Source organism: Streptomyces sp. NPDC107471 (assembly GCF_055582845.1).
Genome location: NZ_JBVJPC010000006.1, coordinates 278660 through 300245 on the forward strand (window position 1 = coordinate 278660; position 21586 = coordinate 300245).

Sequence of the window (21586 nt, forward strand, 5' to 3'; positions counted from 1 at the left end):
GTGCGCACTGTGTCACCGGCGACGTGATGCACCTGTCCGAAACGCGACGGTCCGGCGCGTGATCGACGGGCCCTCCAGGGCGAGCAAGTGCACCCCTCGTTCAAGGAGGGTCCGTGCCGCCGTACGCGGAACGGCCCCGTCCGCCCCTCCCGCCACGGCGTCTTCGTCAGTACTGCCCGTCCACCAACGTGTCCAGCAGCCCCCCGAGGACGTCCCGCTGCTCGTCCGTGAGCGGGGCGAGGATCTCCTCCGCGGCGGCCCGGCGTACGTCCCGCAGGCCCCGCAGGGTCTTGAGGCCGTCCTCGGTCAGCTCGATGCGGATCACCCGGCGATTGGCCGGATCGGGCACCCGGCGCACCTTGCCGCTCGCCTCCAGTCCGTCGACGAGCGTGGTCACCGCGCGCGGCACCACCTCCAGCCGCTCCGCGAGATCGGCCATGCGGGGCGGAGTCTCCCAGTGCGCGAGCGTGCGCAGCAGCCGGGACTGGGCCGGGGTCACACCGAGACCGCGCTCATGGAGCTGGCGCTTCTGGATGCGGTGCACCCGGCGCGTGAGCCTGAGCAACTGCTCGGCGAGCAGGCTGTCGGAATCCGGCGTGGTCATGCGGGAACAATATCAGGACCTAATTCATTGTGAGCATAGGTAACAATGAGCTAGGCTCCGTCAGTCCGCTCCACCTCACCTTCCGCAGGAGACCATGCCCCGCGATCACATCGACTGGACCCCCACCCCCGGCACCGAGACCGAGCAACCGCGTCAGGTGCGCCGCATCCTCCGGCTCTTCAAGCCCTACCGCGCCAAGCTCGCCGTCGTCGGCCTGCTGGTCGGCGCCTCCTCCCTCGTCACCGTGGCCACCCCGTTCCTCCTGAAGGAAACGCTGGACGTGGCCATCCCCGAGGGCCGCACCGGACTGCTCAGTCTGCTCGCGCTGGGCATGATCCTCAGCGCCGTCCTCACCGGCTTCTTCGGCGTCCTGCAGACCCTGATCTCCACGACGGTCGGGCAGCGCGTCATGCACGACCTGCGCACCGCGGTCTACGGCCGCCTCCAGCGCATGTCGCTCGCCTTCTTCACCCGCACCCGCACCGGCGAGGTGCAGTCCCGCATCGCCAACGACATCGGCGGCATGCAGGCGACCGTCACCTCGACGGCCACCTCCCTGGTCTCCAACCTGACCAGCGTCGTCGCCACGATCGTCGCGATGATTGCCCTCGACTGGCGCCTGACCGTCGTCTCGCTGCTGCTGCTCCCGGTCTTCGTGTGGATCAGCCGCCGGGTCGGCAACGAACGCAAGAAGATCACCACCCAGCGCCAGAAGCAGATGGCCGCGATGGCCGCGACCGTGACCGAGTCGCTCTCCGTCAGCGGCATCCTGCTCGGCCGCACCATGGGCCGTTCCGACTCGCTGACCCGGTCCTTCGCCGACGAGTCCGAGAGCCTGGTCGATCTGGAGGTGCGGTCGAACATGGCCGGCCGCTGGCGCATGGCCGTGATCGGCATCGTCATGTCCGCCATGCCCGCCTTCATCTACTGGACCGCGGGCCTCGCCCTGCGGACCGGCGGCCCGGACATCTCCATCGGCACCATCGTCGCCTTCGTCTCGCTCCAGCAGGGCCTGTTCCGCCCGGCCGTGAGCCTCCTGTCGACCGGTGTCCAGATCCAGACCTCCCTCGCGCTCTTCCAGCGCATCTTCGAGTACCTCGACCTGCCGATCGACATCACCGAGCGGGAGGACCCGGTCCACCTCGACCGCGTCAAGGGCGAGGTCCGCCTGGAGAACGTGGAGTTCCGCTACGACGGCGAGGGCGACGACCGGGGCCCCGTTCTCGACGGCATCGACATCGACGTCCCCGCGGGCAGCAGTCTCGCGGTCGTCGGCCCGACCGGCGCCGGCAAGTCCACGCTCGGCTATCTGGTCCCGCGCCTCTACGACGTGACGGGCGGCCGGGTCACCCTCGACGGGGTCGACGTGCGCGACCTGGACTTCGACACCCTCGCGCGGGCCATCGGGGTCGTCTCGCAGGAGACGTACCTCTTCCACGCCTCGGTCGCCGACAACCTGCGCTTCGCCAAGCCGGACGCGACGGACGAGGAGATCGAGCAAGCGGCGCGGGCGGCCCAGATCCACGACCACATCGCCTCGCTGCCGGACGGGTACGACACCGTCGTGGGCGAGCGCGGCCACCGCTTCTCCGGTGGTGAGAAGCAGCGCCTGGCCATCGCGCGGACCATTCTGCGGGACCCGCCCGTCCTCATCCTGGACGAGGCGACCAGCGCGCTGGACACGCGTACCGAGCACGCCGTGCAGGAGGCCATCGACGCGCTCTCGGCCAACCGCACCACGCTCACCATCGCGCACCGGCTGTCCACCGTCCGGGGCGCCGACCAGATCGTGGTCCTCGACTCCGGCCGGGTGGCCGAGCGCGGTACGCACGAGGAACTGCTGGAGCAGGAGGGCCGGTACGCGGAGCTCGTGCGCCGGGACGCCCGGCTGGACCCCGTACAGGGTGCCGCGCAGTTGGAACCGACGAGCTGAACCTCATCCGACAAGCCGAAGATATGCCTGGTTTGTGACGATATGCGGGTTACCGTGCCCGCATGCACAGGAACACTCCGCCACGGAGCACGATTCGACTGACGCGCAGGGGCCGACTCGTCCTCATCGCGACCGGGGCCGTCGTGGCCGGCACCGCCGTGGCGGTGCCGCTGCTCAGCCTGCGGGGCGAGGAGCAGAGGGAGTCCGCCACCCTGGTGATCCCGGAGGGCTGGCGGGCCGGGCAGATCTACGACGCCGTGGACAAGGCACTCGCCCGGCCCCCCGGCACCGCGAAGAAGTCCCTGGCCAAGGCGCACCTCAAGCTGCCCAACGACGCCGAGGGCAACCCGGAGGGCTATCTCTTCCCGGCGACCTACCCGCTGGAGCGCAACGGGAGGAAGGCGACGCCCGAGGCGCTGCTCACGTTCATGGTCGACACCGCGAACAAGAAGTTCAACGGCGCTCCCATCGCGGCCGGCGCACAGCGCAACGCGATGAACGTCTACCAGGCCGTCACCATCGCGAGCATCGTCCAGGCCGAGGCGGCGACCAAGGCGGACATGGGGAAGGTGGCCCGGGTCATCTTCAACCGGCTGGAGCGCGGGATGCCGTTGCAGATGGACTCCACCATCAACTACGCGCTGAACCGCTCCACCCTCCGGACCACCGGCGCCGACCTGCGGATCGACAGCCCCTACAACTCGTACCAGCGCATGGGTCTGCCGCCGAGCCCGATCGACAACCCGGGCGAGGAGGCGATGCGCGCGGCGATCAACCCGACGCCGGGGGACTGGCTGTACTTCGTGACGGTGAAGCCGGGGGACACCCGTTTCACCAACAGCTTCGACGAACACCGGCGCAACGTGGCCGAGTTCAACAAGAACCAGAAGAACTCGTCCGCGACCGGGTGATGTGACGGACCGTCAGGCTACAGCGGGTTCCGCGGTCAGCAGCCGCCTGATGTCCCGTACGGCCGCACGGCCCGCGCGGTTGGCGCCGATGGTGCTCGCCGACGGGCCGTAGCCGACGAGGTGGACCCGTGGGTCGGCGACCGCGCGCGTGCCCTCGACCCGGATCCCGCCGCCCGGCTCGCGCAGCCTCAGCGGGGCCAGGTGGTCGATGGCCGCCCGGAACCCGGTCGCCCACAGGATCACGTCGGCGTCCACGCGCCGCCCGTCGTCCCACTCCACGCCGTCGGGAGTGATCCGGTCGAACATGGGCCGCCGGTCGAGGACGCCGTCCGCGAGGGCCTGCCGGACCGCGTCGTTCAGTGGCAGTCCGGTCACCGACACCACGCTCTTCGGCGGCAGACCCTGCCGGACCCGCTCCTCGACGAGCGCCACGGCCTCCCGGCCGACGTCCTCGGTGAAGGGACCCTCGCGGAACACCGGTTCGCGCCGGGTCACCCAGGTGGTGGCGGCCGCGTACGGGGCGAGTTCCATGAGGTGCTGGGTGCCGGACGCGCCCCCGCCCACCACGACCACCCGCAGCCCGGCGAACGCCTCGGGCCCGGGGTACTGCGCGGTGTGCAACTGCCGCCCCCGGAAGGTCTCCTGGCCGGGATAGCGCGGCCAGAACGGCCGGTCCCAGGTACCGGTCGCGTTGATCAGCGCCCGTGTCGACCAGACGCCGTCCGAGGTCTCCACCAGCAGCCGCCGGTCGTCCCCCTCCCGCACCGCACGCACGTCTACCGGTCGGCGTACGCGCAGGTCGAAGGCCCGCTCGTAGGCCGTGAAGTACTCGGCGATCACCTGCGACGAGGGCCGCTGCGGGTCGGCGCCTTCGAGCTCCATCCCGGGCAGCGCGTGCATGCCGTGGACCTTGCCGTACGTCAGCGACGGCCACCGGAACTGCCAGGCGCCGCCGGGGGCGGGGGAGTGGTCCAGCACCACGAAGTCGCGCTCCGGCTCGAAACCGGTGCGGCGCAGGTGGTAGGCGCTGGACAGACCCGCCTGACCAGCGCCCACGACGACTACCTCGACCTCGCGCGTGTTGTTCACCTTTCTACTAACCGTGGCGGGGTCGTGGATCTTCCCGGGTCGGTCCTCGCAGGAGTGGGCGCGGGAGACCCCGGATGACGAGTGAATCCGACGGGAGGGGTGAGGATGGGGGCATGTCAGACGCTTTCACCACCCGAGTCCTGAACGTCGCCTCCGGTTCGTCGGAGCGGATCGTCGACCTCACCGGCGACTGCGAGGCGTTTCTGCGGGAGGCCGCCGCGGGTCGCGACGGCCTCCTCAACATCTTCGTCCCGCACGCCACGGCCGGCGTCGCGATCATCGAGACGGGCGCCGGCAGCGACGACGACCTCCTGGCCGCCCTGCACACCCTGCTCCCCGCCGACGACCGCTGGCAGCACCGCCACGGCAGCCCCGGCCACGGCCGGGACCACGTCCTCCCGGCCATCGTGCCCCCGCACGCCACGCTGCCGGTGGTGAACGGAAGCCTGGAGCTGGGGACCTGGCAGTCGGTGTGCCTGGTGGACACGAACCGGGACAACCCGCAGCGGAAGGTCCGCCTCACCTTCCTCGCCGGTTCCTGAGCCGCCCATCTCTAGGCCGGGCAGCCGGAATCCGCCACGACGTAGTGACCGGGCGCGGTCTGCTCCAGGGTGTGCACGGTGAACGTGTTCCACAGACCCATCGGCTCGTCGGAACCGTTGGCATAGGTGCGGCCACCGCTCTGGTGGGCGCGCCCGGCGGCCGTGTGGTCGTAGTTGCTCGCCGTGTGGCAGGTGGGCGTGAACCCGGTCGTGGTCGCCGTCACCGCGGCGGAGACCGCGCCCTCCACACCGGCCGGGTCGACGGCCGTCACCGTGTAGCGGTAGCCGGTCCCGGTGGCCAGACCGGTGTCGGTGTACGCGGTGGACGTGGCGGTGCCCACCTTCGTGCCGCCCCGGCGGACGGTGTACGAGGCCGCGCCGGGCACCGCGTCCCAGCGCAGGGCCACGCTGGTGCCGGTGGTCCCGGTGACGGTCAGCCCCGTGGGCGCGGGCAGGGCGCCGGTGCCCGGGTCGTCGCCGTCGAGGCCCCAGAAACGGGCGGTGTGGTAGCTGGAGCAGATGGTGTCGAGGTAGTACGTGCCGGTGGTCCCGCACTGCTCGGCACCGCTGCCCGGGTCGACCGCGAGTCCGTGCGCCATGCCGGAGACGGAGTAGACCTCGACCGCGGGTCGGCCGGAGGCGTCGTCGTAGACGGTCAGCGTGGTGCCCCCGCTCAGGTTCTCGGTGCGTGCGGGGGTCTGGCCGAGGCCCCACACATCGGTCCACTGGTCGCGGAGTTCGGTGGCGTTGGCGGGCCGGACCGTGGTGTCGGCCGAGCCCTGCCAGATCGCGACGCGCGGCCAGGAGGTGGTGCCGGCGGGCGCCGCGGCGCGCACCAGGTCGCCCCACTGGGCGGGGGTCCGGTCCGGTGGGCTGTACATGCAGGTGTAGGCCGCGGACACGGTGGTCGCGCAGGACGCGGGCAGTCCGGAGTCGACGGCCCCGCCCGCGAAGACGTCCGGGTACGCGGCGAGCAGGTCGGCGGTCATGCCGCCGCCCGCGGACAGGCCGGTGACGTAGATCCGCCGGGTGTCGCTGCCGTACCGCGCGACGGCGTTGTCGACCATCTGTCTGATCGACAGTGCCTCGCCCCGGCCGCGCGAACTGTCCGCCGGTTCGAACCAGTTGAAGCAGGAGTTGGCGTTGTTGGCGCTGCTCGTCTGCGGGAGGACCAGCGCGAAGCCGTAGCGGTCGGCGAACTTCGGCCAGCCGGAGTGGGAGTAGTAGTCGCTCGCGCTCTGCGTGCAGCCGTGCAGGGCGACCACGAGCGGGGCGCCGGACGGCAGGGCGTCCGGGGCGTAGGTGTACATGGACAGGTTGCCGGGGTTGCTGCCGAAGCCGGTGACCTGCGTCAGGCCCGCGGCGGACGCCTGGGGGCCCGCGGCGATCAGACCGCCCGTCAGCGCCAGAGCCCCCGCGGTGGCGGTCACCCAGCGCCGGATGCCTCCGAGGAGGCGGCGGCCTTTCGCGCGGGGGCCCTTCGTACGGCGGCTCTTCGTACGGTCGAACGGAGGATGCGACTGTCCCATGACGACTGCCTCCCGATGCCCGGGCGAATGCCCGTTGACTGGTGAGGCGTGCATCATCGGGGCGCACCTCCGGGCCCTGGCATGGGCTGGGCAGCCAGGACCGCGGAAGGGGCTGTGTGAGGGCAGCCCATAGGTGCGGTCGCGCCGGGCTCGGCCGGCACATGTCTGACCCCTCGGGATGGTGTGGGGCACCATCACCGGCGGGCGGACGGTGGGTGACGGCCCCATGTCTGGGCGGGTGCGGGCGCCCTAGTCTCCGCGCATCCTCATACGCGCGCTCGGAGGCACATCCATGCGTCTGTCCCCCCGCTCCCCGTCCGGCTCCCGGCCGCACCGGGTTCCCACGGTCCTCGCCGTGGCGGCTCTCGTGCTCACCCCGCTGCCCGCCACCGCCACCGCCGCCGCGGACCGTCCCGGCGCCCACTGCGCGCACCGCACCGAGCTGCGCGTGCCGGGCGCCGAGTACCAACAGGCGGCATGCCTGGGCGACTTGACCACCACCGGCACGGTCCTGACGGGCCACACCGACCCGGCCGACTGGGCCGGACTGACGGCGAAGGACCTGAGCGCCCCCAGCGGCGTGCCCGGCATCCAGATCGACGGCTACTTCCCCGACACCTCCACCACCAACACCAACCACGACTGGGGACACGACTCCCAGTTCGTCGTCCGCCTGCCCGACCGGTGGAACGGCGGCCTGGTGGTCGCCGGCACCCCCGGCAACCGCGAGCAGTACGCCAACGACCGGGCCATCGCCGACTCGGTGCTCTCCCGCGGCTACGCCTACGCCGCCACGGACAAGGGCAACACCGGCCTCGCCTTCCACCGGGACGGCACGGCACCCGGTGACGCCGTCGCCGAGTGGAACGACCGGCTCACCCAGCTCACCCGGGCCGCCCGGGCCACGGTCGCCCGGCGCTACCACCGCCCCCCGACGCGCACCCTCGTGACCGGCATGTCCAACGGCGGATACCTGGTGCGCTGGCAACTGGAGAACCACCCGGAGCTCTACGACGGCGGAGTCGACTGGGAGGGCACCCTGTGGCGCTCCGACGGTCCCACCCTGCTGGACTTCCTGCCCCAGGCGCTGCGCCACTACCCGGTGTACGCCGCCGGGGGCGAGGGCGCCCGGCAGGCGCGGGAGGCCCTGCACGCCGCCGGTTTCCCGCCCGGCTCGGAGTTCCTGTGGCCCTACCACCACCAGGTCTACTGGGACCTGACCCAGCGCATCTACCGCGAGGAACTCGACCCCGGGTTCGACGGGGCCACGGAGGCCGGGACGCCGTACTGCACGACGGGCACCCCGGCCTGCGACGCCGACTACGACTACTCCGCGCGCCCGGAGGAGGTCAGGCGGGCCGTGGCGAGGATCGCCCTGACCGGACGGATCGGCAAGCCGCTGATCACCCTGCACGGCACCCTGGACGTCCTGCTGCCGATCAGCCAGGACTCCGACGTGTACGCCCGTATGGTCCGCGAGGCCGGGCGAGGCGCGCTGTACCGCTACTACCGCGTCGAGGGCGGCACCCACACCGACGCTCTGGTCGACCTGTTCCCGGACCGGCTGCGGCCTCTCGCGCCCTGCTACCGCACGGCGTTCACCGCACTGGAACGCTGGCTCGGCACGGGCCTGCGGCCACCGGCCTCCCGGACCGTGCCCCGGCCGGCCGGGACGGACACCACGGCGTCGGCGAACGACTGCTCCCTGGACGGCCGGACCGGAACCGGCCGGCGGTGACGGGCCAAGTCCCGTCACCGCACGTCCCGTTGAGCCGTCAGTAGACGGACAGCCCGTACGCGTTCAGCACTTCCTGGATCGGCTGGTAATAGGTGGTCCCTCCGGTGGTGCAGTTCCCGGAGCCGCCGGAGAGGATGCCGATGACCTTGTCGCCGGCGTAGAGCGGGCCCCCGCTGTCGCCCGGCTCGGCGCAGATGTTGGTCCGGATCAGCCCGGAGACGGTGCTGCCGTCTCCGTAGTTGACGGTCGCGTTCAGCCCGGTGACGAGACCGCACCGGACACCGGTGGTCGCTCCCCGGCGGCAGACGCTCTGGCCGACGTAGGCGGCCGCGGTGCCGGTGACGTCGACGGTTCCGATGGTGCCGGGGTGCGGTACGTCCGGGTTGGCGTACCGCACCACTCCGAAGTCGTTGCCGGGGAAGCTGGTCGCGGTCGTGGGACCGATCGTCGTGGTCATGGCGGAGCTGGTGTACCAGGTGGGCAGGCCGTTCGTGCAGTGGCCGGCCGTGACGAAGTAGTACGCGGAGCCGGCGCGCACGTTGACGCCCGCCGAGCAGCGCCAGGCGGAGGCGAAGATGCCGTCGCCGCCGGACACGAGGGTGCGCAGCCGGCCGTCGAGCCGCTCGACCGTCACGGCCCCCGGGAAGCGTCCGGTGGCCTGCCGGATGCGCGACAGGTCCGATCCCGCGACCGTGGAGTCGGCGGAGACCCGCAGCCTTCCGGTGCGCTCGTCGACGGTCCACGAAGTCCCGGCGATGCGCAGGGAGTCGACGGCCGCCGCCGCATCGGACACCGACGCCGTGGAGGGCGTGGAACCGGCCGCGGGCGCCGCGGCCGCGCCGGTGGCGGACACGGCGAGCGCGGCCACCACCAGCAGACTCAGCACCGGGGCGATCAGCCGCGGACGTCTGGTGCCGGTACGACGTGTTCTGGTCACGGGAGCCCCCCGGAGCGGTAGGTCGGGTCCGGAGCACGCCCCTGCGGTCGCGGGGCGTGCGGTGCTGCTGTGCTGTGTCGTTCTGTGCGGGTGCGAAGGGTGCGCCGGTCCACGCGTCCGTGGCCGACGCTTCAGTGTGCCCGCCCGCGGCCGGTGCGGGTAGACGGCCTTCGGTCGACGAACCGGTGCGCGGGCTGGGGCAGTTGTGGCTCCTGCTTTGCCGGTGCACGCGCTGTCGTCCGGCCTTCGCGGGGTGCGCCGGCGGAAGTCGGCCGGACACCCGTCGGCGCGGGGCGAAGCCCGGGACGGCGAGGGGGACGCCGTCCCGGGCGGACGTGCGGGCGGAGAGGCTACGGCGTGGTCAGATAGGCCCTTTCGATCGTCTGGGTCAGGGTGTTGCCCGCCCGGTCGGTCAGCTCCGCGCGCAGGGAGACCGAACCGGCCGTCGCCGGGTGCCGCAGCGACAGGTGCGTGCCGCCGACGGCTTCGGCGGGCTGCCAGGTCCTTCCGTCGTCGTACGACACCTGGAAGGCGAGCTGCGCCGGGTGCTGCCCGGCCGCCGCGCCCTCGACGGTGAAGGGCACCTCGAAGCGCCTGCCCGCCTTCGCCGTACTGCGCGGGGTCAGTTCGGGGCTGAACCGGACCGTGGACAGCGGCAGTGCGGCGAACTCGCCCCGGGGGGTCCGCGCCGAGCGGAAGGTCCACTCGGCGTGGACCCGGGTGCTCACCGGATACGCCGCGGGATCACGGGAGTTGTCGACGGTCAGCCGGTACGCGGTGTCCTCGGCGGGAAGGGTGTACTCGGTGAGACCGAGGGTCGGTGGGATGCCGTAGTCGTCGGCGATCTCCCTGCCGTTCGCCTCCAGCCGGGTCGTCATCGTCGTCGTCTCGCTGGTGCCCCAGTGCCCGGAGCCGTCGCCGAACAGCGGCAGGAAGGTCCTGAGGGTGTTCCCGTCGCGGCCGGCACCGGGGTAGCCCCGGGCCGGGCCGAGGTCGCCGGGGCCGCTCAGGACCGGCCCGAAGACGCCCACGCCGAAGCGCTCCTGGTAGGTGTGCCCGGCCCGCCAGGTCCGCGGCATGCGCATCAGGAAGCCCTCGAACGGCGCGTCCGGACCCTCGCCCCAGCGCTGCCAGGTGCGCACCGACCACTTCACGCCGTTGTCGAGGATGTACTCGGTGCTCCGGTACGGCAGGTCCCCGCGCATGTCGGTGTAGCCGGTCAGCAGCCGGCCGTCGGGCAGGTGCGCGCTCACCTCGGCCTGGACGCGCCGGCCCTCGACCGCCGCGCCGACGCGCAGGTCCACCTTGGCCAGTTGCCCGCGCCGGACGCTTGCGGTGAGGCCGTCCAGGCTGCCCTCCCGGTACCAGCCCAGGTGGTAGTGGACCGGCCTGCCCCGCTTGTCCTTGCCGGTCCAGCCGCCGGAGTACAGGGAGTTGAGCCCCGCCACGGGCTCGTCGGAGCCGAGCCGACCGAAGCGGGAACCCTCGAAGGTGGGCAGCAGGAACTGCAGGGAGGCGTCGTCCAGGCCCTCGCCCCGCCCGTAGCCGATCGCGACCGCGGCGTCGTCGTTGACGGCCGTCGGGTCCGGCACGGTGATGTCCACCGGCTTCGCCTGCCGGGCGTCCACGGTGACCGTCGTGTCCTTGTCCAGCCGCAGCCTGGGCTGGACGAGGACGGCGTGCCCGGGGGCGGACAGCGCCGGGTGGATCACCCCGGTCAGGAGGTAGTCGGCCTTGGGCAGGCGTACCGTCAGCTCACCGTCCCGCTCGTCGCCGTAGTCGGCGTAGAAGCTGCCCACGAGAGCCGCCACGGAGGTCACGGCGTCGCCCGTGGCCGTGCCCTGCTCGTCGAGGTGCTTGAGCGTGAGGTCGTACGACTCCACCTCGCGGACCACGCCGACGGCGGACCGCACCCGCACCTGGCCGTCGGCGGACGCGGCCGTCACCGAGCCGCCGAAGCTGCCGTCCACGGTGCCGGCGCGGGTGTCGGCGGTGACCTCGGCGCTCGCCTCGCCGCCCGCCGGGACGGTGACGCGCCGCGGGGAGACGGCGAACATGCCCTCGGCGGCGGGCTTCTGGTCCACGCCGTAGGCCTCGACCGACAGGTCGAGTGTGACCGGCTCGGAGCTGAGGTTGCGGTAGATGAGCCGCTCGGTCCGCGCCCTGTCGTCGTCGTGCGGCCACCGCTGTACGCCGAAGTCGAGCGGCCCCTGCTCGGTGACGACGCCCTCGTCCAGGGCCCGGGTCACGTCGACCCGTCCGGTGCCCTGCTGGTAGGAGCTGTACGTGCCCGGTTTCGCGGAACCGGTCAGCACCGCCTTGAGGCGCTCACCGCTCCAGTCGGGGTGCTGCTGGGCGAGGAGCGCGGCCGCGCCCGCGACATGCGGGGTGGCCATGGAGGTGCCCTCGATCGTGAGGTACCCGGGGATATCGGAGGGGAACCACTCCGACAGGACGCTGCCCGCGGCGGCCGCGGCGGTGATGGCGACCCCCGGCGCGGTCAGGTCGGGCTTGACCCCGCCGTCACCGACCCGGGGGCCGCGGCTGGAGAAGGCGGCGAGCGCGTCGGACGTGTCGACCGCGCCGACGGTGAGCGCCGACGCGGCGCTGCCGGGCGAGCCGACGGTCCCCTCGCCGGACTCGCCGTCGTTGCCGGCCGCGATGACGAAGAGGGTGCCGGACTCGGCGGAGAGCCGGTCGACGGCCTCCTCCATCGGGTCGGTGCCGGGGGAATCCGGGCCGCCGAGGCTGAGGTTGACGACGTCCGCGCCCTCGGCCACCGCCCACTCCATGCCGGCGATGATCCCGGAGTCGGTGCCGCCGCCCTGGTCGTCGAGGACCTTGCCGTTGAGGAGCCGGGCGCCCGGCGCGACGCCCTTGTACTTCCCGTCCGACTTCGCCCCGCTGCCGGCCACCGTGGACGCCACATGGGTGCCGTGCCCGAACTTGTCGGTGGTGGTGCCGGTGCCGCTGAAGTCCCGCTCGGCCACCACCTTGCCCGCCAGGTCGGGGTGGCCGGTGTCGATCCCGGTGTCCAGGACGGCGACCTTGGTGCCGGTGCCGTCGAAGCCCGCGGCCCAGGCGGTCGGCGCGCCGATCTGCGGGACGCTTCTGTCGAGGGACGCCTGCCGCCTCCCGTCGAGCCACAGCTTCTCCACGCCGGCCGCGGCGGTGAACTCCGCCCTGCCTGCCGGGGAGTTGCGCGTGACGGCCTTCCAGAATCCGGCGCCGCGCTTCTTCGCGGCACGCAACGCCCGCCCGTTGACGACGGGCAGCGGGCGTCCCATCCGTGCCCCGGCCGCGGTGAACGGGCTCGTCGAGGGGGCCTTCGTGCCGCGGAACGTGGCGATCAGCGGGAGATCGGAGCGGCGCGCGTCGTCGTAGCCGTCCTTGACGAGCTGCGTGACGTCGAACAGCCGCGGATCCAACCTGCCCTGGGCCAGCAGCAGTTCGGCGTCACCGGGAACGACCCGGGTGTGCCCGGCGGCGACCCGGATCGAGAACGGCATGTCCTCCCGGCCCCGCGCCCGCTGCACCCCGGAGAGCTGGCCGGTGCCGTCCAGCAGGACGCGGTCGCCGGTGACGAGCGTGACCGTCCGCACCGCGGAGGCCCTACGGGCACCCCCGGACGAGGCGTCGGCGGCTCCGGCACCGGACGGGAGCCCGGCGAGGACCAGGGTCACCGAGGCCACTCCCGCGGCGAGGGCCGCGTGTCTGTGGCGTACGCGTAACTCCATCTGCACTCCTGACAGTCGGGGATCAGTGCGTCACGGGACCGAGGGGCCCGTGATGAGACGGCCGTCGCTGTCGTACGGCCAGACATTGGGGACGCAGCCGTGCAGGCCCTTGATCTGCTGCATCATCGCGGGGGCGGGCCGCCCCGCACCGGGGCAGGTGACATGGCCGTGGCCCAGGAAGTGGCCCACCTCGTGGTTGATGATCAGCGAGCGGTACCCGACGACGTCGTCGCGGTAGAACTCGGTGGCCAGGACCCAGCGTCTGAGGTTGACCATCACGTCGTGGTTCACGCTGCAGTTGACCGTGCCGCCGGTGTCGAGACCGCCCTCGGCGCAGATCCGGTCGACGGTCGCCGGGGTGGCGAGCCGGACCCGGAAGTCGGTGGGGCCGCTGGACACCCGCTGGAACGCCGAGTGGCCGTCGGCCGTCCAGCCGCGCCGATCGGCCAGGATCCGCTCCACCTGGGCGGCGACCTCCTCGGGGGAGATCGTGATGCCCTTCTCCACCTCGACCCGGTAACGCAGCGGCGTGCCCTCGCCGACCGGCTCGCTCTCCCCGGGGGCGACGTCGAAGGTCCCCGGGCCGCTCCGGGGCAGGGGAGTCGAGGAGGGGCCGGACTTCTCGGCACTCGGCTCCGTCTCCGACGGCCCGGTGGTGGTCCGCGGCGCCGGACTCCCGACGGTCCCGGAGGCCGCGGAGGTGCGTCCCGTGTCGGACGGCAACCACGCCACCACCGCGCCGCCGACGGCCGCGAAGACCGCCAACGCGGCCAGGCCGCCCATCAGTTGGCTCTTCACGCTCCGCTCGGAGCGCTTCCGGCGACCGCGGCCGGCGGGGTTTCGTCTGTGCGCTGTCACGGTGGTTCACGATGTGATCGCCATGTGATCGGAGCTGGCCCGGAAGGTAACGAACCGATAACCCTCCTCGTGCTCGCGCCCGTGTGGATACTGTGCGCATGCCACGTGTACTGCTGATCGAGGACGACCCCGCCGTGCGGGAGGGCGTCGCCCTGGCCCTGCGGCGCCAGAGTCACGACGTCTGCGCCACCGCGACCGGCGAGGAGGGGATGGACCGGCTGCGGGCCTTCCGGCCGGACATCGTCGTCCTCGATCTGATGCTGCCCGGCATGCCCGGCCTGGAGGTCTGCCGGGGCATCCGGGCCGTCGACCAGACCCTGCCGATCATCATGGCGACGGCCCGGGGAGACGAAGTGGACATCGTTGTCGGCCTGGAGGCGGGCGCCGACGACTACGTCGTCAAACCCGTGCCGGCCCGGGTGCTCGACGCGCGCATACGCGCCGTCCTGCGCCGGACGGCGGGAGCCCCGGCCGGCGCCGAGGGCCTGCCGAAGATAGACACCTACGGCGACCTCGCCGTGGACCGCGCCGGCCTGACCGTCGCACTGGACGGCGAGCCCATCGCCCTCGCCCCCTCCGAGCTGCGGCTCCTGCTCACCCTGTCCGCCTCACCGGGCCAGGTCTTCAGCCGCCAGCAGCTCCTGGAGGCGGTCTGGGAGCACGACTACCACGGCGACGCCCGCCTGGTGGACGCCTGCGTCAAGCGACTGCGCACCAAGATGTCCGAGCCGCCCCGCGCACCCCGCTACATCCACACCGTGCGCGGTTTCGGCTACCGCTTCGCGGCGCCGTGAGGAGGCGCCGGCTGCGGGGCCTGCGGGCCCGTCTGGTGGTGGCGTTCGGGCTCGTCGCCACCGTCGCGGCCATCTCGACCGGGGCCCTGACCTTCCGGGAGGCGCGCACCGGAGTGCTCCAGCAGAGCCAGGACGCCACCATCAGACAACTGCGGGCCCAGCTCAACCAGCACGCCGCCGAACTCCCCCTGCCCCCCGGCGAACCGGCGCTGCGGGAGTTCGCGAACGACATGGCGGCCACCGAGTCCCAGGGCAGTTGGCGGGTGCTGGTGACCTACGGGGACCGCAGCGGCTCCTCCGCCCCGGGCGACCCCTTCACCGAGGTGACGCCCGCCCTGCGCGAGGCCGTCGGCTCCAGCCGGGCCACCGTCTTCCAGCGGGTGCGCGGCGAGGGACGCACCTCCCTCGTCGTCGGCATGTCGATCCTCTTCGGCGGCCGCGACACCGTCTCCACGGTCACCGGGGTCCAGGTGTTCCTCGTCGTTCCGCAGACCAAGGAACAGGCGTACGTCGACGCCCTGGTCACCGCAGTCGAACGGGCCATGGTGGTCGCCCTCGCGCTCGCCGTCGTGCTCGCGCTCCTCGCCGCGCGCGGGGTGCTGGTGCCGGTGCGCCGGCTCCGGCTCGCCACCCGCAGGATCGCCGAAGGGCGCCTGGACACCCGGCTCGCGGTCAACGGCTCGGACGAACTCGCCGACCTGTCCCACACGTTCAACGAGACGGCCGCCGCGCTGGAGTCGTCGGTCGCGGAGCTCCGCGGGATGGAGGCCCGCGCCCGACGCTTCGCCGCCGACGTCTCGCACGAACTGCGCACCCCGCTCGCCGCCATGTCCGCGGTCACCGACGTCCTCGACGAGGACGCCGCCCGACTGGACCCGGACACCGCCACCGCGGTCCGCCTCATCAGCGCGGAGACCGTCAAACTCGCCCGCCTCGTCGACGACTTGATGGAGATCTCCCGCTTCGACGCGGGCGCCGCGGTGCTGCACCTGGACGAGATCGACCTCGCCGAGTCGATCCGCCGCACCCTCGCCGCCCGCAACTGGACGGACACGGTGGCCACCGACCTGCCCCCACCGGACGCGGTCCGCGGCCGTGTCGACCCGCGCCGCCTCGACGTGGTCGTCGCCAACCTGGTCGGCAACGCCCTCAGGCACGGCGCCCGTCCGGTACGAGTGCGCCTGACCGCCGCCGACGCGGTGGCCGTCATCGAGGTACGGGACAGCGGCCCCGGCATCCCCTCCGACGTCCTGCCCCATGTCTTCGAGCGGTTCTACAAGTCGGACACCGCCCGGATCCGCTCCGAGGGCAGCGGCCTGGGCCTCGCCATCACCGCCGAGAACGTCCGGGTCCACGGCGGTACGGTCCGCGCGGCCAACCATCCGGCGGGCGGCGCCGTCTTCACCGTGGAACTCCCGCTGCGGCGGGACGAGTCGCCCGAGGAGGACCCGTCATGAGGCTGCTGCGCCGTGTCCCGCTGCTGGCGCTGCTCGCCGTCACCTCCTGCGGCATCCCCGCGACCGGGGTGGTGCAGGCAGGAGGCCCCGCGAGCGGCACCCTCCCGCTGACGCAGGTCTACTTCGTCGTGCACGGCGCCCTCGTCCCGATGCCCCGCACGACCGAGGAGCCCGGCGACCCCGAGGCGGCCCTGGTGCTGCTGATGGCGGGCCCGCTGCCCGGGGAGGGACGCGTGGGCGGTCTCTCCACCGAGGTGCCCGGCCTGCCGACCGCGGTGGCCCTTCCGACGGACATCACCGGCGCGCCCGGCGAGCCCGCCTCGGACGCCCCGCGGGTGAAGGACGTCCCGCGGGTGAAGGTGGAAGGAGGCACGATGGCCATTGAACTCCCGTCGGGCGTGGGCAGGTTGCCGGACATCGGGGTGCGGCAGGTCGTGTGCACGGCGGCCTTCGCGTACCGCCTCGACCGCCCGTCGACCGGCACACTCGCCGTCGAGGTGACCGACGGTGCCGGACGGCGGGTCAGGGGGTCCGACGAGGGCTGCCCCGGTCGGTGAGGAGCCCCGCCGCGTCGGAGGGGACCGTCGACGCGGCTGTGTCCGCCTGCTGGAGCTGGGTCAGAAGCAGGTTCTGGCCCGCCAGGAGCTCCGTGAGGATGCGGCGGGCCGCGCGCAGGAGTTCGGCGACGTCGCCGCCGGCGAGGGCGTAACTGACCGTGGAGCCCTCGCGGATGGACACGACGATGCCCGAGCGGCGCAGCACGGCCAACTGCTGGGAGAGGCTGGAGGGCTCGATGTCGATGTCGGCCAGCAGGTCGCGGACCGGCACGGGCCCGTTCTGGAGCAGTTCCAGGACACGGATGCGCACGGGGTGGCCGAGCATGCGGAAGAAGTCCGCCTTGGCCTGGTAGAGGGGGACGTGCACGTTGCTCGCTCCCTGCCGGACGGTACGGGGTCGGTGCCGATCCTGCTGGTCGGGGACGCCGGGCGGCCACGGATTGGACTCATGTGGATGTGGCGACTTGAAGAAGTCTTCACATCACGGGCGTGCGGCGCCCCGACCGGCAGCGGGTCTAGATCTCCAACTCCGCTTCCACGCGCTTGAGTTGGTGCCGGGCCATCGCCAGGTTCGAGCGGGCCTTGTCGAGGACGAGGTAGAGGAACAGCCCGTTGCCGGAGCGGCCGGTCACCAGGCGGATGAGGTGGTACTGGTGCTCCAGCGTGATCAGGATGTCCTCGATGTCGCTCTTGAGGCCCAGTTGCTCCATGGTGCGCACCTTGGCCCGGATGACGTCGGTGTTGCCGGCCGCCGCGACCGTCGTGTCCAGGTCCTTGCCGCCGCCCAGGGTGCCCAGCGCCATCCCGCTGGTGTAGTCGACCACCGCGGCCGCCATCGCCCCTTCCGTCCCGGCCATCATCTCCTTCAGCGACACTTCCACACTCGCCACGGTGCCTCCCTGAGTTCCAGTGGATCGCGGCGGGCCCGTGGTCGGGTCCGTCCGCCGGATGGCTGGAACGTATGCGCGCGGCGGGGGCCGGATGCGGGGCTCTTCGGGACTGCCTCCCGATGACCGAACGCCGTACCGAAAGGACCGCCCGAGGGCCACAACTGGCCTTCGGGAGGCCGAAGATGACGACGGGCGGGCCCGCCGCGCTCAGTGGGTGCGGGCCGCCAGCAGTGTCACGTCGTCCTCCGACTTCGACGGGGCCAGCCGCTCGACGACGGTGGTGAGGATGTCCGGGAGGGCCTGCCCGGGGACGACGGGAACGTCGGCGAGTGCGGCGAGCCCGGCGTCGATGTCCTGGCCCCGCCGCTCCACGAGCCCGTCCGTGTAGGCCAGCAGCAGGCTGCCCGGCGGCAGCGGGCAGTGCCGGCTCTCGTAGCCGCCGGCGCCCGTGCCGAGCGGCGGACCGACCGGCAGGTCCGCGAGCTCGGGGGTGGCGCCGGGCCGGACCAGCAGCGGCGGGACATGGCCGGCGGTGGCCAGGACCGCTGCTCCGGCGGCCGGGTCCAGGAGGGCCAGCACACAGGTGGCGACGCGGTCCAGGTCGAGCGCGTGGGCGGTGCGGTCCGCCTCGGTGAGCAGCCGGTCGGGGGCAAGTCCCTGAAGGGCCAGCGCGCGCAGCAGCGAGCGGTACTCGCTCATGGCCGCGGCGGCCCGCACCCCGTGCCCCATGACGTCCCCGACCACGAGCAGCGTCCGCCCGCAGGGCAGCGCCACGGCGTCGAACCAGTCGCCGCCCACCTCGGCACCCCGCCCGGCGGGCAGATAGCGGCTGGCGATCTCCACGCCGGGCCCCGGGGTGTGCGGGGTGGCCAGGAAGGCGCGCTGCATCTCCAGCACGGTCTCGTGCTCGTGGGTGTAGCGCAGGGCGTGGCCGATGCCCGTCGCGGCCCGCGCGGTCAGCAGTTCCAGCAGCTCGAGGTCGTCCGGCGCGAACTCGGGGGAGTGCGCCCTGCGGCCGAGCATGACCGCCCCGACGGGCTCGCCGCCGACCATGAGGGGCAGGTAGGCCACGGAGTGCAGTCCCAGGGCGCGGTAGCGCTCCAGCCGCTGCCGGGTCGGGGCGAGCAGTCGTACGGTCTCGTCGTCGGGCCGGTTGAGCACCATCGGCCGGTGCCCGGTCAGTACCTGGGACATGGAGGAGCTGGCCTGGTGGAAGATCACCTCGCCGCTGCGGGTCGCGGGGGTGAGCGGTTCGGGGGTGCCGGGCGCGGCGGCCACCGCCATGCGCCGCAGCCGCACCGGGACGGGGGTGGCCGGGGCCCTGCGCGTGCCCTCGGGATCGAGGACGTCCACGGCGGCGTAGTCGGCGAACCGCGGCACCAGCAGCTCGGTCAGGGCCTGGCAGGCCTCGGCCGCGTCGAGGGTGCCGCCGACCCGGGCGGCGGTCTGTTCCAGCAGTTCCAGGCGTTCCTGGGCGCGCCGCAGCGACTCGCGCTGCCGGATGCCCTCGGTGACCTCCATGACGACGGCGGCGACCCCGAGGATGCCGCCGTCCTCCGCCTCCAGCCGGTGGAAGGCGCCGAGCCACCAGCGCGGCACGTCCACGGTGCCGTCCGGCACCCGGCCGTCGAACACGAGCGTCCGCGGCCGGCCGGTGCGCAGCACCTCACGGGCCACCTCCGCCGAGGGTCCCGAGCCGGGGACCACCTCCGGCATGGGGCGGCCGAGGTGTTCCTCGACGGGCAGCCCGTTGAACTCGGCCAGCGTGTCGTTGAGGTACAGGTAGCGCAGCTCCGCGTCCAGGACCGCGACGGCAGCCGGTGTCCCGTCCAGGAACCGGCGGGCCGTCCACAGCTCGTCCAGCACCTCCCCCGTCCCGGCAGCCCGGGCCGCCTCCGACAGTTCCCGCAGCGTCCCCGAGGAGAGGAAGGGGGCGGACCGGGCGGACGGGCGGGGGTGGGTCATGGGGTGTGATTCCTCGAAGGCCGGAGTCCGATTCGTCATACTTATGGCGTATTGGACCATATGTGCGACATCGAGGCTATGAGCTGGGTCTCACCCGCCGCCGACCAGCTTCTCGAAGAAGAACTCGTGCTTGAGGAACGAGGTCTCGTGCTCCGTTCCCGGGTACGGCGGAACGAGCTGCGCCGCCTGGAAGAGCCGCCAGCCGTCCTCCAGGGCGGCCACCCCCGTCTCATAGGGCGGCTCGTCGCTGTCCCCGGTGGTGGGACGGGTGGTGCCCGTGCCGTCGTAGCGGGCCCAGCCGACGACCCGCGAGTCGAGCGCGGAGGTGTCCAGGTACAGGACCAGGACCTGCTGGCGCACGGTGGTGGACATGGTCACGCCTGGCTCCTCTGTGCGGCGGGCCGGTTCCCGATGCGGGTGGCCCAGTACTCGATGTCGAAGGCGGGGTCGCCGGACAGGACGCGCCACAGCCTGATCCGGTTGAGGAGCTCCAGTCGGCCGGTGGCCTGCTCGTACCAGGGGAAACCGCGCCCCAGCTCCTCGCGGACGGCGGGCGCGTCGAGGTCCGCCGTGTCCCACAGCCGGACCTGCGGCACGGTCGGGTTGAAGCGGATCTTGTACATGTGGCGGACGGTGTCGCTGTCGTTGCGCCGCCCGCCGTGCCAGATCCCGTGGTGCAGCAGCACGACCGTGCCGGCCGGGCAGGTCAGCCGGGTCTGGCCGCGCAGGTTCTGGTAGCGGCCGGTGTCGGACTCGTTGGTGCGGCGCAGATGGCTGCCGGGCACGATGAGCGTGCCGCCCATCTCCGCGGTGACCTCCCGCGGGTAGTACATGAGCTGGACGTCGAACGCGTCGGGCCGCGGATCGATCAGGGCGTCGGCGTGCAAGGGCTGGGCGCTGCCCTCACGCGGTTCACGGACGTGCACGAAATGGTGGTCGACGGTCGGCTCCGGCCCCACCAGGCTCTCCAACGCCCCGGCGACCGCCGGCAGTTCGACGAGTCGCCGGGCGAAGGAACCCTCGGGGAACGCCTTCGGCACGGGGGTGCCGTACGGCACGGAGGGCAGCCCGGCGGCGAAGACCCCGAGCGCCTCCTCGTTCATCTCCCGGGGCACGATGCCGTCCAGGCGCAGGAAGCCGTGGGCCACGAACCGCGCCACCTGCACGGAGTTCAGTAGCTGTCGTGTGGTTGACATACGGCAACCGTAGGAACAACCGCCCCTGCGGTCGTGGGCTGTAATCGGCGACCACTGGTAATTTTCCACCATGACCCGTCATGTCGACCTGGCCCTCGACCTGCCGCCCCAGGTGGAGAACGCGGGCGTCGGCGTGCACGGCTCCGCGGGCCCGCACGACGTGTACCGCCTGCCCCACCTGTGGCAGCTCCATCTCTACGGCTGGTCGGGCACCCTGGAGCTCGGCGGCTCCCGGCACCCGGTCCGCCCCGGTCACGTCAGCCTCGTCCCGCCCGGGACCGAGGTGCACTTCCACTACGACGCCACGCGCTGCGAGCACCTCTACGCCCACTTCCGGTTGCCCGGCGACGGCGAGCGGCACCGGGTCCCGGTGATGCAGGACGCCGGCGCGGACGCGGCGGCGCTGACCGGGCTGCTGCGGCAGACGGTCGCGGCGAGCGCGCAGTCCCCGGCCCGGGCCTCCGCCGAACTGTGGGCCGTGCTGTGGCGCACCACCGGCCTGACCGGCGCCGGCGAGGACCGGGCCAGGCACCCCGCGCTGCGGACGGCGATCGCCCACATCGAGGAGCACCTGGCCGGTCCCCTGACCGTCCCCGGCATCGCCCGTGCCGCCGGCGTCTCGCACACCCATCTGACCCGGCTGTTCCGCGAGGACACGGGGCACACCGTCGTCGCCTACGTCCGGCGCCGCCGCATGGAACGCGCCCGGCACCTGCTCATCGCCTCGACGCTGGCCATCCCGGCGATCGCGGCGACGGTCGGCGTCCCCGACCTCCAGGCCTTCAACAAGACCTGCCGCAAGGAGCTGGGCGCCTCCCCGCGGGCGGTACGGGAGCGGCACGGCCAGGG

At 72.7% G+C, this 21586-nt stretch carries 18 protein-coding genes and 1 pseudogene; 8 read left to right on the forward strand and 11 right to left on the reverse strand.

Annotated elements, in window-relative coordinates; translation table 11 throughout:
• Nucleotides 1-166: 166 nt before the first annotated feature.
• Nucleotides 167-604, reverse strand: a complete 438-nt coding sequence (locus ACZ66S_RS22415) for a MarR family winged helix-turn-helix transcriptional regulator (protein ID WP_469903274.1) — start codon at nt 602-604, stop codon at nt 167-169.
• A 94-nt stretch (nt 605-698) separates the two neighbouring features.
• Between ACZ66S_RS22415 and ACZ66S_RS22420 the strand changes: the two genes are divergently transcribed.
• Complete coding sequence (locus tag ACZ66S_RS22420; RefSeq protein WP_469903275.1) at nt 699-2537, forward strand: ABC transporter ATP-binding protein; 1839 nt, start codon at nt 699-701, stop codon at nt 2535-2537.
• 62 nt (nt 2538-2599) lie between these two features.
• Nucleotides 2600-3448 carry an endolytic transglycosylase MltG gene (gene mltG, locus ACZ66S_RS22425; protein ID WP_469903276.1) on the forward strand — a complete coding sequence of 283 codons (849 nt, stop codon included), beginning with the start codon at nt 2600-2602 and terminating at the stop codon, nt 3446-3448.
• Between the two features lie 12 nt (nt 3449-3460).
• Here the strand turns inward: mltG and ACZ66S_RS22430 are convergent, their stop codons facing one another.
• On the reverse strand, nt 3461-4537 hold the full coding sequence (locus tag ACZ66S_RS22430; protein WP_469903277.1) for an NAD(P)-binding domain-containing protein: 1077 nt from the start codon (nt 4535-4537) through the stop codon (nt 3461-3463).
• A gap of 113 nt (nt 4538-4650) precedes the next feature.
• On the opposite strand from ACZ66S_RS22430, the gene ACZ66S_RS22435 reads away from it, so the two are divergent.
• A complete protein-coding gene (locus tag ACZ66S_RS22435) occupies nt 4651-5079 on the forward strand; it encodes a secondary thiamine-phosphate synthase enzyme YjbQ (RefSeq protein ID WP_469903278.1) in 429 nt (142 codons plus the stop codon).
• 11 nt (nt 5080-5090) lie between these two features.
• Here ACZ66S_RS22435 and ACZ66S_RS22440 read toward each other — a convergent pair whose 3' ends face one another.
• Complete coding sequence (locus ACZ66S_RS22440; RefSeq protein ID WP_469903279.1) at nt 5091-6608, reverse strand: extracellular catalytic domain type 1 short-chain-length polyhydroxyalkanoate depolymerase; 1518 nt, start codon at nt 6606-6608, stop codon at nt 5091-5093.
• A gap of 292 nt (nt 6609-6900) precedes the next feature.
• Between ACZ66S_RS22440 and ACZ66S_RS22445 the strand changes: the two genes are divergently transcribed.
• On the forward strand, nt 6901-8346 hold the full coding sequence (locus ACZ66S_RS22445) for a 3-hydroxybutyrate oligomer hydrolase family protein (protein ID WP_469903280.1): 1446 nt from the start codon (nt 6901-6903) through the stop codon (nt 8344-8346).
• A gap of 37 nt (nt 8347-8383) precedes the next feature.
• Here ACZ66S_RS22445 and ACZ66S_RS22450 read toward each other — a convergent pair whose 3' ends face one another.
• The 3 genes from ACZ66S_RS22450 to ACZ66S_RS22460 all read right to left on the reverse strand — a co-directional run bounded on the left by ACZ66S_RS22450 (nt 8384) and on the right by ACZ66S_RS22460 (nt 13803).
• Nucleotides 8384-9283 carry a S1 family peptidase gene (locus ACZ66S_RS22450; RefSeq protein WP_469903281.1) on the reverse strand — a complete coding sequence of 300 codons (900 nt, stop codon included), beginning with the start codon at nt 9281-9283 and terminating at the stop codon, nt 8384-8386.
• Between the two features lie 350 nt (nt 9284-9633).
• A complete protein-coding gene (locus tag ACZ66S_RS22455; protein WP_469903282.1) occupies nt 9634-13020 on the reverse strand; it encodes a S8 family peptidase in 3387 nt (1128 codons plus the stop codon).
• 30 nt (nt 13021-13050) lie between these two features.
• Entirely contained in the window at nt 13051-13803 is a 753-nt protein-coding gene (locus tag ACZ66S_RS22460; RefSeq protein WP_469903488.1) for a DUF3152 domain-containing protein, read from the reverse strand.
• A gap of 173 nt (nt 13804-13976) precedes the next feature.
• Between ACZ66S_RS22460 and ACZ66S_RS22465 the strand changes: the two genes are divergently transcribed.
• The 3 genes from ACZ66S_RS22465 to ACZ66S_RS22475 are packed head-to-tail and all read left to right on the forward strand — an operon-like array spanning nt 13977 to nt 16686.
• Nucleotides 13977-14672: a response regulator gene (locus ACZ66S_RS22465; RefSeq protein WP_469903283.1), complete on the forward strand. Its 696-nt coding sequence runs from the start codon at nt 13977-13979 to the stop codon at nt 14670-14672.
• Nucleotides 14669-16129, forward strand: coding sequence for an ATP-binding protein (locus tag ACZ66S_RS22470; RefSeq protein WP_469903284.1), 1461 nt, complete (start codon nt 14669-14671; stop codon nt 16127-16129). Before ACZ66S_RS22465 ends, ACZ66S_RS22470 begins: the two co-directional genes overlap by 4 nt.
• A complete protein-coding gene (locus ACZ66S_RS22475) occupies nt 16126-16686 on the forward strand; it encodes a hypothetical protein (protein ID WP_469903285.1) in 561 nt (186 codons plus the stop codon). Before ACZ66S_RS22470 ends, ACZ66S_RS22475 begins: the two co-directional genes overlap by 4 nt.
• Here the strand turns inward: ACZ66S_RS22475 and ACZ66S_RS22480 are convergent.
• From ACZ66S_RS22480 to ACZ66S_RS22500, 5 genes are all read right to left on the reverse strand, one after another.
• The gene (locus ACZ66S_RS22480) at nt 16652-17053 is read right to left on the reverse strand and encodes an ArsR/SmtB family transcription factor (protein ID WP_469903286.1); all 402 of its coding nucleotides are present in this window, start codon (nt 17051-17053) and stop codon (nt 16652-16654) included. The two genes, ACZ66S_RS22475 and ACZ66S_RS22480, sit on opposite strands and share 35 nt — an antisense overlap.
• 148 nt (nt 17054-17201) lie before the next feature.
• Nucleotides 17202-17576 (reverse strand): hypothetical protein, encoded by a 375-nt coding sequence (locus tag ACZ66S_RS22485; RefSeq protein WP_469903287.1) that lies wholly within the window; start codon nt 17574-17576, stop codon nt 17202-17204.
• Nucleotides 17577-17783: 207 nt separating this feature from the next.
• Entirely contained in the window at nt 17784-19541 is a 1758-nt protein-coding gene (locus tag ACZ66S_RS22490) for a SpoIIE family protein phosphatase (RefSeq protein ID WP_469903288.1), read from the reverse strand.
• Between the two features lie 90 nt (nt 19542-19631).
• Complete coding sequence (locus tag ACZ66S_RS22495) at nt 19632-19913, reverse strand: hypothetical protein (RefSeq protein ID WP_469903489.1); 282 nt, start codon at nt 19911-19913, stop codon at nt 19632-19634.
• A gap of 2 nt (nt 19914-19915) precedes the next feature.
• A complete protein-coding gene (locus ACZ66S_RS22500) occupies nt 19916-20737 on the reverse strand; it encodes a phytanoyl-CoA dioxygenase family protein (RefSeq protein ID WP_469903289.1) in 822 nt (273 codons plus the stop codon).
• 70 nt (nt 20738-20807) lie between these two features.
• On the opposite strand from ACZ66S_RS22500, the pseudogene ACZ66S_RS22505 reads away from it, so the two are divergent.
• Nucleotides 20808-21581 (forward strand): annotated as a pseudogene (locus tag ACZ66S_RS22505) (helix-turn-helix domain-containing protein); the annotation flags it as partial.
• Nucleotides 21582-21586: the final 5 nt, after the last annotated feature.